Below are 11,095 nucleotides of genomic sequence, written 5' to 3'. Positions count from 1 at the left end.
GGACGGAACCGGGCCGGGTCGGCGGCCGGGCACTGGCACGGGACCGGCACCGGCGGCGGCCCCGGTGGCGGCACCGGCGGCGGCACCGGACCGGGCCCCGGTCCCGGTCTGCGGATCGGACTGGGGAACACGGACCGGCCGGTGTTCCGGCCGGCTACTGCGGGATGCGGGTTACTGCCTGCGAAGGTCCTCCAAGGTGGCGGCCGCGCCGGGCAGTACGGAGCGCGCCGGAGCCTGCAGTCCGTCCAGGAACAGCTGCAGATGACGGTGGACGAACCGGTCGATGCCCATGCACGGGATGCCGGGCAGCGGCCGGGTCAGCTGGGAGATCGCGACCATCAGGTCGCCGACGGCGACGTCCGTACGGAGCTGCCCCGCGCGACGGGCACGCTCCATCAGGTACTCGACCATGCGCTCGAGTTCGTCGCGTGCGGCGATGAGGTCGGGGTGGTGCTTGTCGAAGCCTTCGACAAGGACCGGGCAGAGCGCGCCCACCCGCTCGTCGGCGGCCGCGTGCACGAAGCGGCGCAGCGCCGTGAAAGCGTCCGCCTCCTCGGCAAGGGCCGCCTCCGCCTCGACGGTGATGCGCTCGGATACGTGGATGACGACCTGCCTCCACAGGGCGGCACGATCGGGGAAGTGCCGGTAGAGCGTGGCGTTGCCGACTCCCGCCCTGCGGGCGATCTCGTCGAGCGGCACTTCGGCGCCGAACTCGACGAACATCTCTCGCGCGGCCGCGACGATGCGCTCCCGATTGCGCAGGGCATCGGCCCTGGGGCGGGGCGCCCGGCGCGGGGCGGCGGCTGTCTCCACGGTTCTCCCGTTCCTCTTCGTGCCGGGCGCCCGCCGACTTCCCTCTCGGACGACCGGCCCCGGGTCCGGGGAGTGATTCCCCGGTTCGTGCGAACACTCCTATAAACGGGGACCCACTCCCCGGATATTTCACCTGAGTCATGTGACGCGCATCACACTCGCTGCGGCGGAAAACCCACGATCGGATCACCCAGCGAGCGGCCGGCCACCACCCGCCCGAGGGTGATCGCATGGCCCACCACCAGCACCGACGCGCACCCGGGGACCGGCCGGCACGCCGGCCCCCGGGCATACGCCGGTTCCTGGGTGCCTGGGACCCTCATCGGGGCATACCCGGGCCGGAGCCGAAGGGCCTGGGTGGCCCCCCGCACATACCCGGGTCCGGGCCCGGGCCCATGGGCATACGCCGGGTGCTGCGGGTCCGGGCCCGCCAGTTGCTCAGGACCCCCCGTACGGTCCGTACGACATGGGCGGCGACGGCGGCCCGAACCCCGTGGAGCACGGGGAGCGCGGGCAGCGCGGGCAGCGCGTGGATACGCGGGGCCCGGCGCAACCGCGTGCTCGGCGCCGCGGCCGGCCTCGCCGCCGTGGCCGTCGTCTGCGCGAGCGCCGGAACCGCCCCGGCACCCGCGGACCGTACGGCGGCGGGCCCTTCCGCGGCGGGCCTGGCCCCCTCGCTCGCGCCCTGCCGGATCGCGGGTGCGGGCGGCATCCAGATGTCGGAAGGGCTGCCCACGCCGTCCGGATATACGCGCAGCAAGGGCAGGGTCCGCGCCCTGAACCTCATGATCGACTTCCCGGACGCCCCGGGCGTGGGCCCGGCACTCGGCCGGCTCGCCGAGTTCTTCCCGCAGACCGCGAAGTGGTTCGCCACCAGCTCGTACGGGCGGCTCGACTACCACGCCGAGGCACCCGTCAAGGACTGGCTGCGGATGCCGATGACCTTCGAGGCGTACGGGATCGACCGCGGAGCGCCCTTCGAGCCCGGGTACCGCTGGCTGCTGCAGGACATCGTGGACGCCGCCGACCCAGAGGTGGACTTCGACGACTACGACCTCGTCAACGTCCTGGTCACCCCGAACGCGGGCCCGTCGGCGCTGGACACCGTCCTGTCCGTCACGTTCTCCGACAACGCGGAGGCACCGGCCGCCGACGGGGTGACGCTCGCGAACACCTCGTTCATCTACAGCCGCCAGGACGACGGCTCCGGCTCCTACTCCAGGACCGGATACCGCGTACTCCCCCACGAGAACGGCCACGTCTTCGGGCTGCCCGACCTCTATACGGCGCACGGGGGCGGTGCCGTCGGGCACTGGGACATCATGAGCGAGGACTGGGGGGCCAACAACGACCTGCTCGGCTGGCACAAGTGGAAGCTCGGCTGGCTCACCGACGGGCAGATCGCGTGTGCGGCCGACAAGGGCGTCACGGAACACAGGCTGGCGCCGCTCGCCGGGCGCGACAGGCGGCCCAAGTTCGTCTTCGTCCCCGTCTCGGCGCGCTCGGGGTACGCCGTGGAGGTGCGCACCCGGGCCGGCAACGACGAGGCCGTCTGCAAACCGGGGGTGCTGATCTACAAGGTCGAGACCGATGTGGACACCGGCCGCGGACCGATCGTCGTCTCCGACAGCTCCGTCGACAGCGGGGGTTGCGCACGACTGCCCAATGTGAACGCGGAGCTGTCCGACGCTCCCTACGAGCCGGGCGAGACCTTCACGGACAGGGAGGCGGGGGTCACCGTCCGCGTCCTGGACGAGGACGCGGACGGCACCCACCGGGTACGGATCATCCGCCGCTGACGGTCCTCCCGTCCTCGGCCGGGGCGGACGAGGCCACCGCTCCGCCGGAGCGGGCGAACGGTCCCTCCAGCGCCGCCCATTGGAGCAGCATGATGGTCTTGGCGTCGGCGATCTCGCCGCTGCGGATCATCTCCAGGGCCCTACGGAAGGGCAGTTCGACGATCTCGATGTCCTCGCCCTCCTCGCCGAGCCCGCCGCCCTCGTGCGTACGCGTGGACGGACCGTACGGGGCCGCGTAGAAGCTCACCCGCTCGGTCACCGAACCGGGGCTCATATAGACGTCGAAGACGTGCCGGACCGCGCCCATGGTGTGCCCGGTCTCCTCCATGACCTCGCGCCGGACCGCGTTCTCCGGGTGCTCGTCCTCGTCGTCGAGCAGCCCGCCCGCGGTCTCGAGCAACATGCCGTCCGGGTGGCCGCTGACGTACACCGGGTACCTGAACTGCCTTGTGAGCAGGACCGTTTCGCGCTCGGCGTCGTACAGCAGCATGGTGGCACCGTTGCCGCGGTCGTGCGTCTCGCGCTCCTGGGTGGACCAAGTGCCGTCGGAGTGCTGGAAGTCGAAGGTGGTGGTGCGTTCCACGTACCAGTGGCAGGACAGCAGCTTCACGTCCCGCACCTTGACGCGGGGGTTGCCGGTCAGGTCCCGGCCGGTCCTGTCGAGTCCGGTACGGCCCCGGCGGTCCGGGGTGTCGATTCCGGCGGTCATCGGACGGGGCGGACGTCAGGACGGACGGCAAGGTGGGCGGCGAGGTACACCGGGAGGTGGACGAATTCACTCATGTCCCGCTTCTACCATCCCGTCCCGTCCGCCGTCAGGCATCCGCGTCCTCCCGCCACTCGGTGCTCACGACCCCGAATCGGCCCCCGAAGCCCGGACCTCGGGCCCCGGGCCCCGGGCCCGGGCCTCGCGCTCAGACCTCCTGCCCGGTGCCCGCCCCCGGGACGTCGGCCGCCTTGATCCCCTCGGTGATCTCGTCCATGACGGAGAGCTCGGGTGCCTTGTCGTTGATGTCGAACCCGGAACGCACGACGACGAGCAGGTCCTCGTTCGCGGGCGAGGGGAAGACCAGGGATTGGACGTAGCCGTCGTCGCCCTTGCTGGTCACGACTTTCCAGCGCACGAGGTAGCCCTTCTGGCCGGCGACCGTGACGGCCTCGGACTTCAGCTGCTCGTGCGAGCTCAAGGAGCCGTAGCTCTCGCCGCCGTAGGACTCCTCGGCGTTGGACTCGATGTCCTCCTTGGCCGCGGCCTCGGCCGTCCGGGACTTGAGCTTCAGCCCCTCCGCGAGGACCGAGCTCACGCCGGCCCGCACACAGGTCTGCCCGGAGTCGCCTGGGCAGGCGTGGCTCCCCGTGCTGACGCCGGCGCCCGTCAGCCCGGACTGGCCGGTCCAGCCGTCAGGCACCGGGATGCTGATGCCGCCGGCGATGTCGGTGGCGTACCCCTTCTCCAGCCCCGGCAGTCCCTGCCCCCGCTCGCCGTCCGCGTCCGGCCGCCCGCGGCCGTCGTCCTCGCCGCCGGGGCGTGAGGGCGAGGGCGTCGGCGACTGACCGGACCGCGCGCTCTGGTCGCGGGACCCGCCGTCGCCGTTCACGAGGTACACCCCGCCGACGACGGCCGCCGCCAGCACCACGACGGCGGCACCGATCGCGACGGCCTTCCGCGCCACCCCGCCCCCGCGCGAGGCGGGCGGCGGCACCGGGTATCCGCCGGGCATCCGCGTGTGATCGGTCCACGCGGTCCCGTCCCACCAGCGCTCGAGGAGGGGGCCTTCACCGGTGTGCCCGGGATCTGGATACCAGCCGGGCGGAGTCTGCTGGGTCACACGGAAGACGGTAATCGCCCCGTCTGAAAAGAACATGAAGGCCCCCGCATTTCACCGCTCCAGGACATCCGTCAGGTCATCGACGGCCCGGCCCGGTCGGCGTCCGGTCGGCGTCCGGCCCGAGTTGAGCGACCCCTGAGCCGGAACTCTTCCGGGACATCTGACGGGCGACCGCCCGCCGCACCCCTTCCGGTCCGCACGCGGTTGACCGGAGCGGGTGCGGAGGTGGGCAGGGTTGGACCGGGGCCGCATGCGGCCCTCCGGTGCGCGGGGCGAGCCGTCGAGGGGTGGGCCGGACGCCATGCGTACTCTGCCCGCCCGGTACCGGCACTTCGTATACGCCACCGAATTCCCGGCGCGCCAGAACAGCCGGTGAACCGGACGAAGCATGTCACGTGCTTTTCAAATTCACGCAATCGCCACGGAAAAAAGTTTCGTCAGAGTTACCGACAGACAACGCGGCAGGCGTCGGCGATTTCACCGGAGAACGATTCACCGGCAGCGCCCCCACCGGCTTCCGGGTCGATCACCCGGCGATCGGCGCGCGGTCGGCCAAGACAACCGCACACCCCCGAGAACAGATCACCGGCCAAGAACATACCTTCGAACAACACCTCGGCGGTATGACTTAGGTCACGTTTAACGGTCAACCGGACCTCAAACCGGCCGCAACAACCCACATAGAGTTCCGACGGAATGGGAGTCAATCGCTCCGCTAAGTATGTCCGTTGCCCGAAGGCGAGTGGCCGGTATTTACTGGTCCCACCCCCCGAGAACGCGGACACTAATCGGCACACCCCCGCCTCAACCGTCATCGAGCTAATATGAAGCGGAGTCGAAGGAATGCCTGCAACCGGAGCGCTAGCCGTCTTGGAGGGTTTCGACGGCCTGCCCCCGAGAGACACGGAACTGTACGAGCGCGAGGGGCAGTTATCCCTCCTCCACAACCTCCTACAGGACTCTCTCCGGGGGAACACCCGCCTGGCCGTCGTGACCGGGGCCGCCGGCCACGGAAAGACCGAACTTCTCGACGCGTTCGCCGCTCAGGCCCAGCGCCTGGGGGTGGTCCATATCGCCGCGACGGCCTCCCGTGCCGAGCAGCCCGTCCCGTTCGGCGTACTGGCCCAGCTGTTCCAGGCGGTGGACCTGCCCCAGCACATCGGCACCCGTGTGTCCCGCCTGCTGGGCCAGGTCATGGGCTCGGGCGGCTCGGCGACGCCTGACGAGCCGGGGGCCATACCCCCGCGTCTGTTCCACCAGATGGGCACGGTCCTCCACGATCTCGTGGAACTCTCGCAGCCCCTGCTGATCAGCGTCGACGACGTCCAGTACGCGGACGCCCCGTCCCTGCTGTGCCTGTCCACCCTGGCACGCCGACGGCGTACGACCCCTCTGCTGCTCGTCCTCAGCGAGCACCCCTCCCCGCTGTCCGCCAGCGTCCTGCTGAACGCGGAGCTGCCTCCGGAGCCGCTGTCCCACCGGGTGCTGCTGCCTCCCCTGTCCCGCGGCGGGGTGCGCGCCATGCTGGCCACGCGGCTCGGCGAGTCCGCGGCCTCGCGCCTCGCCGACGACTGCCTCGCCGTCACCGGGGGCAACCCGCTGCTGGTGCGCAGGCTGATCGAGGACACCGCCGCGCGGGGAGAACCGTTTACGCTGCACGCCGACCGCCGTTTCGAGCAGGCCGTCCTCGACTGCCTCTACCGATGCGATCCGTACGTGCGCACCGTCGCTCGGCAGATGGCCGTCCTCGACGACCCGGAGTACACCCCGCTGTTGTACCGGCTGTCGGACGTGGACCCGCGGTGCCTCTCCCTGACACTCGGTGTCCTGGAGGAGACCGGCTTGCTCGCGGACGGCGCCTGGCGCCATCCGCAGGCGGTCGCGGCCGTCCTGCACGAGATGACCACCGAGGAGCGCGCCACCCTGCACACGAGGACCGGAACCCTTCTCTTCAAGAACGGCGCTCCGGTGACCGCGGTGGCCCGCCAACTGGTCGCCGCCAGCCGGATCGACAACGACTGCGCGGCGAGCGTGCTGCTGGAGGCGGCCGAGGAGGGCCTCGCCACGGGTGACACGGCCCTCGCGTCGAACTGCCTGTCCATCGCCTACCAGTACGGCCGGAGCGAACAGCACCGCGCCACCACGACGGCGATGCTCTTTCGTACCGAGTGGCGAGCCGATCCGCGCACCGCGGCCCGCCGTATCCCGACGCTCGTGGAAGCGGCGCGGGAGGGCCACCTGTCGGGACGGCACGTCTCGGCCCCGGTAGACGCCCTGCTCTGGTTCGGCCGTCCCGAGGCGGCACTCGACGCGCTGGAGCGGATGGAGCGGCACGCCTGGCAGAGGCAGGACGTGGAGGCGTCCGCGCACCTTCAGACCCGCCGCGCCGCGCTCGGCCTGCTGTATCCGGCGACGACGGTGCACGGCGACGGCGACGGCGCCTCAACCCCGGTCCTCGGGGAGGACTGTACGCGGTGGGCGTTCTCCCGGAGCCAGGTCCTGTGCGAGCTGTTCCGCGTGCTGCAGGTGGGCCCCAACGCGCCGTCGACCCAGACCGCGGAACAGACTCTGGTCAGTCACCAGTTGACCGACGAGACCGTGCCGAGCCTCGCCGCCGCGATCGACATCCTGCTCATCAACGCCCGCCACGCGTCGGCCGAGCGGTGGATCGACACGCTCGTCTCGGTCACCCAGAAGCAGTCGGCCCCTGCTTGGCATGCTCTCTTCACCAGCCTGCGGGCCAGGCTCGCTCTCCAGCGCGGCAACCCGGCCAAGGCCGCACGTCTTGCCGAGGCCGCCCTGGCCGAGATCCCCACCGCGAGCTGGGGCGTCATGATCGGCCTGCCGCTGAGTGTCGCGCTCGAGGCTCATACCCTCCTGGGCGCGTGCAGCGCCGCCCTCGCCCTGCTCCATGCACCGATCCCGGACGCGATGTTCCAGACTCCGCTGGGACTGCGCTACCTGCACGCCCGCGGCCGTGCCCTCCTCGGGAACGGGCAGTCGCAGGCGGCCCTGGACGACTTCCTCGCGGTCGGCGAGCTGGCCAGACTCTGGCGGATGGACGTTCCCGCGGTGCTGCCCTGGAGGACCGACGCCGCCCTGGTGCATCTGCTGCGCGGCGATACCGAGCGGGCGCGGGAACTGGCCACGGAGCAGCTGGGATTGGTGCGCCAGGGCCAGCACCAGGTACGTGCGGTGACCCTGCGGGTCCTCGCCGCGACCGCGTCCACGGAGGAGCGCGGCAAGCTGCTCGGTCGTGCGCTGGAGGAGGCGCAGCAGTGCGGCAACCCGGTGGTTCTCGCCTATACGCTCCACGAGATGGGCCGGTGCGACCAGGAGGCGGGCCAGTACAGCAAGGGCCGGATGGCCCTGTTGCGGGCTCGCCAGCTCGCAGAGGAATGCGGTGTCCAGTTGCCGGCCCGCACGCTTCCGGAGGCACCGCGCGGACAGCAGCCGCCCTCCGTGGTGGGCGGGAGCGACGAGCTGGTCGGCATGCTGAGCGACGCGGAAATGCGCGTGGTGGCGCTGGCGGTGCGCGGTCTCAGCAACCGGCAGATAGCGGCCAAGCTCTTCGTCACGGTGAGCACCGTCGAGCAGCACCTCACCCGGGTGTACCGGAAACTGGGGATCAAACGGCGGAGCGATCTCACGCTCGCCCTGCACGGAGGGACACCGTCCGCCGCGCCTCCTGGCGCGGGTTCGGCCGGGGTCGGTGACCACGGCGGGACCGGGCCTTCGCCGTACGCCGATGGCGCTGTTGGCCTGGAGCCTGCCGCTTCAGGCCCGCGCCGAAGCGTCGTTCAGGCTCGGCCGGGGCCGGCGGGGAAGGGCGTGAGAGCCCCGCGGATCTCGCGGGCAACCGCGTCGGACTGCCCGCCGAGGTAGAAGTGGCCGCCCGGAAGGACGCACACGCCGACGTCGCCCGTGGAATGGGCCCGCCACGCCGTCGCGTCCTCGATCGTGGTGACCGGATCGGCGTCGCCGACCAGCACGGTGATCGGGCAGCCGATCCGGGCGTCCTGCGGTGCGAGGCGGTACGTCTCGATCGCCCTGTAGTCGGCCCGCAGCGCGGGTAGGAGCACGGCCATCAGCTCCTCGTCCGCGAGGAGGGCCTGGTCGGTGCCGCTCAGACGCCGCAGCTCCGCGATGATCCCGGCGTCACCGAACAGATGGACCCGGTCGTCCCGGCGCAAGGAGGGTGCCCGGCGGGCCGACGCGAAGAGCCGCACTGGACCGGCCGTGTCCGGCCGCCGCTCGTAGCGGCGGGCCACCTCGAAGGCGACGACCGCGCCCATGCTGTGACCGAAGAACGCGCAGTTACGCGGCAGTTCGGGGCCGAGCGCCCCGAACACCGCGTCCGCCAGCTCCTCGATGCTCTCGGCCGGGGGATCCCGGCGCCTGTCCTGGCGGCCCGGGTACTGGACCGCGACCACTTCCACCTCGGGAGCGAGCGCCCGGGAAAGCGGGACGAACAAGCTCGCCGCACCTCCTGCGTGCGGAAAGCAGACCAGTGTCGCCGAGCTGCTCGAAAGCGGAGTGAATCGGCGCAGCCAGTCGCTCGTGTTCTCGGTCGGCATGTTCACGGACGCAGCGTAGGGCGGTCCGGAAGCGGTCCGGAACCCCTACCCGCGTGCGGGGAACCGGCATATCGATCCGACCCGTCAGCTTGTGACGCAACCCCTGTTCCGACCCCTGAAAGCAGCCCCTATTCCGGTATTCGGCGCCCCAGATCGGTCCGTGAGTGCTTGTCCCGGTCGCGTCGGCCGGGTGAGGGTTGACGGCGTATCTGCCATCGTGACGGCCGGCTTCCGGATGGGCGGGGACCGGCAGGAAGGAAACTGCGTACCCGTGAGGAACGAGCGAGAACGTGCGCGCCCGATAAAGGAGGTGGAGGCCGAGGAGCTGATTCAGGGAATCTGCTTCAAGAACGGTCCCCCGCGGCGTACCGGCGTGGAACTCGAATGGTTACTGCACGACCCCGACGACCCGCTCTGTCCCGTCGGCCCCGACAGGTTCACCCCGGCCGTCGCCGAGGTGCGTGCCCTTCCCCTCCAGTCCACGGTGACGACAGAACCCGGCGGTCAGCTCGAACTCAGCTCTCCGCCCTTCCCCTCGCTGGACGACTGCATCGCGGTCGTGGACAGTGATCTCGCCCTGGTGCGAGGTGCGCTGAAGGATCACGGACTCGTGCTCACGGGTCACGGGCACGACCTGTGGCGCGCGCCGCGTCGCGTACTGACCGAACCTCGCTACGCGGCGATGGAGACCTACTTCGACAGGTTCGGGTCCGCGGGACGCTCCATGATGTGCAGCACCGCCTCTGTGCAGGTGTGCGTGGACAGCGGAGACGACACGGACGGACCGCACGGCTACCGGTTCCGCTGGCGGCTGGCTCATCTCCTGGGCCCCGTGCTGGTGGCGGCCTTCGCCAACTCCCCGCTCGCCGGGGGCAGGCCCACCGGGTGGAAGTCCACCCGTCAGCGCGTCTGGGCCTCGCTCGACCCCGCGCGCACCCTCGCCCCCGGGCCCGCCGCGGACCCCCGTACCGCCTGGGCCTCCTACGCCCTGGACGCGCCGGTGCTGTGCGTCAGGGCCGACAGCGCGGACTGGACCGCCCCCGCCGGACTGACGTTCCGTGACTGGGTCCGCGGCCGGGGTCCCAGACCCGCCACGGAGGACGATCTGCGGTACCACCTCACCACCCTGTTCCCGCCGGTCCGCCCGCGCGGTCACCTCGAACTGCGCATGATCGACGCGCAGCCGGGCGAGGACGGATGGATCGTGCCCCTCGCCGTGACCACCGTGCTCCTGGACGATCCGACGGCCGCCGACCTCGCGCTGCGCGCCCTCCGGCCGCTCGCCGGCGACGCGGACGCCCCGGGGCGTGCCCCGCGCCATCCGCTATGGCGGGCCGCCGCCCGCCACGGTCCGGCCCACCCACGGCTCCGCGATGCCGCCGTCGCCTGTTTCGCCGCGGCCGGTGAGGCCCTGGCCCGCAGGGGCGCGTCCGCGGCGGTGCGCTCCGCTGTCGTCTCCTTCGTCGACCGCTATGTGTCCCAGGGCCGCTGCCCCGCCGACGACCTGCTCGATACCGTCCCGAGGAAGGACACCGACTCATGACCGTTCACGTCCCGCAGGAGTCCGGCGGGGACGGCCCGGAGGAGTCCGGCGGGGACGTCGGCCCGGAGGAGCTGCGGCAGCGTGCGGTCACGGCGCTCACGACGGCGCGTGACCGCACCGAGCTGCTCACCTCCTGCGTGGCGGACCCCGAACTCACCGCCCAGCACTCGCCCCTCATGTCGCCGCTGGTGTGGGATCTGGCCCACATCGGCAACCAGGAGGAGCAGTGGCTGCTGCGCACGCTCGGCCGGAGGGAGGCGCTGCGCCCGGACATCGACTCGGTCTACGACGCCTTCGAGCATCCCCGGGCGGAACGGCCCTCACTGCCGCTGCTGCCGCCGGCCGAGGCGCGCCGTTACGTCGGCGACGTCCGCGCGCGCGTGCTGGACGTGGTGGCGGAGGTGCCGCTGAGCGGTGGCGGGCCGCTCGCCGAGGCCGGGTTCGCCTTCGGCATGGTCGCCCAGCACGAGCAGCAGCACGACGAGACGATGCTCATCACGCACCAGCTGCGCCGGCGGGGGAGCGGGGGCCGAC

9 protein-coding genes are annotated in these 11,095 nt (G+C 71.6%); 5 read left to right on the top strand and 4 right to left on the bottom strand.

Features of this window, described 5'->3' with window-relative positions; all coding sequences use genetic code 11:
• Positions 1 to 171 precede the first annotated feature (171 nt).
• Positions 172 to 813 (bottom strand): helix-turn-helix domain-containing protein, encoded by a 642-nt coding sequence (locus GUY61_RS27585; RefSeq protein WP_313896884.1) that lies wholly within the window; start codon positions 811 to 813, stop codon positions 172 to 174.
• A 395-nt stretch (positions 814 to 1,208) separates the two neighbouring features.
• Between GUY61_RS27585 and GUY61_RS27580 the strand changes: the two genes are divergently transcribed.
• Positions 1,209 to 2,612: a M6 family metalloprotease domain-containing protein gene (locus tag GUY61_RS27580; RefSeq protein ID WP_166632963.1), complete on the top strand. Its 1,404-nt coding sequence runs from the start codon at positions 1,209 to 1,211 to the stop codon at positions 2,610 to 2,612.
• Here GUY61_RS27580 and GUY61_RS27575 read toward each other — a convergent pair.
• Positions 2,599 to 3,321, bottom strand: a complete 723-nt coding sequence (locus GUY61_RS27575; RefSeq protein WP_166632962.1) for an NUDIX domain-containing protein — start codon at positions 3,319 to 3,321, stop codon at positions 2,599 to 2,601. The genes GUY61_RS27580 and GUY61_RS27575 overlap by 14 nt on opposite strands.
• Before the next feature lie 205 nt (positions 3,322 to 3,526).
• Positions 3,527 to 4,441: a DUF2510 domain-containing protein gene (locus tag GUY61_RS27570; protein WP_313896883.1), complete on the bottom strand. Its 915-nt coding sequence runs from the start codon at positions 4,439 to 4,441 to the stop codon at positions 3,527 to 3,529.
• Positions 4,442 to 4,836: 395 nt separating this feature from the next.
• Here GUY61_RS27570 and GUY61_RS27565 point away from each other — a divergent pair, with 395 nt between their 5' ends.
• Together GUY61_RS27565 and GUY61_RS27560 are read left to right on the top strand one after the other, a co-directional pair.
• Positions 4,837 to 5,073: a hypothetical protein gene (locus tag GUY61_RS27565; RefSeq protein ID WP_166632960.1), complete on the top strand. Its 237-nt coding sequence runs from the start codon at positions 4,837 to 4,839 to the stop codon at positions 5,071 to 5,073.
• A gap of 211 nt (positions 5,074 to 5,284) precedes the next feature.
• On the top strand, positions 5,285 to 8,326 hold the full coding sequence (locus tag GUY61_RS27560) for an AAA family ATPase (protein ID WP_166632959.1): 3,042 nt from the start codon (positions 5,285 to 5,287) through the stop codon (positions 8,324 to 8,326).
• On the opposite strand, the gene GUY61_RS27555 is transcribed toward GUY61_RS27560, so the two are convergent.
• Positions 8,242 to 9,018: a thioesterase II family protein gene (locus tag GUY61_RS27555; RefSeq protein ID WP_166632965.1), complete on the bottom strand. Its 777-nt coding sequence runs from the start codon at positions 9,016 to 9,018 to the stop codon at positions 8,242 to 8,244. The genes GUY61_RS27560 and GUY61_RS27555 overlap by 85 nt on opposite strands.
• Positions 9,019 to 9,253: 235 nt before the next feature.
• Here GUY61_RS27555 and egtA point away from each other — a divergent pair, with 235 nt between their 5' ends.
• Both egtA and GUY61_RS27545 read left to right on the top strand, forming a co-directional pair.
• Positions 9,254 to 10,561 carry an ergothioneine biosynthesis glutamate--cysteine ligase EgtA gene (gene egtA, locus GUY61_RS27550; protein WP_166632964.1) on the top strand — a complete coding sequence of 436 codons (1,308 nt, stop codon included), beginning with the start codon at positions 9,254 to 9,256 and terminating at the stop codon, positions 10,559 to 10,561.
• The coding region (locus tag GUY61_RS27545; RefSeq protein ID WP_208106525.1) for a DinB family protein at positions 10,558 to 11,095 on the top strand (538 nt) is incomplete at its 3' end. The genes egtA and GUY61_RS27545, both read left to right, overlap by 4 nt.

It is taken from the genome of Streptomyces sp. GC420 (assembly GCF_009916105.1).
GTDB lineage: Bacteria > Actinomycetota > Actinomycetes > Streptomycetales > Streptomycetaceae > Streptomyces.
This window is presented reverse-complemented; position numbering and strand designations above follow the sequence as displayed.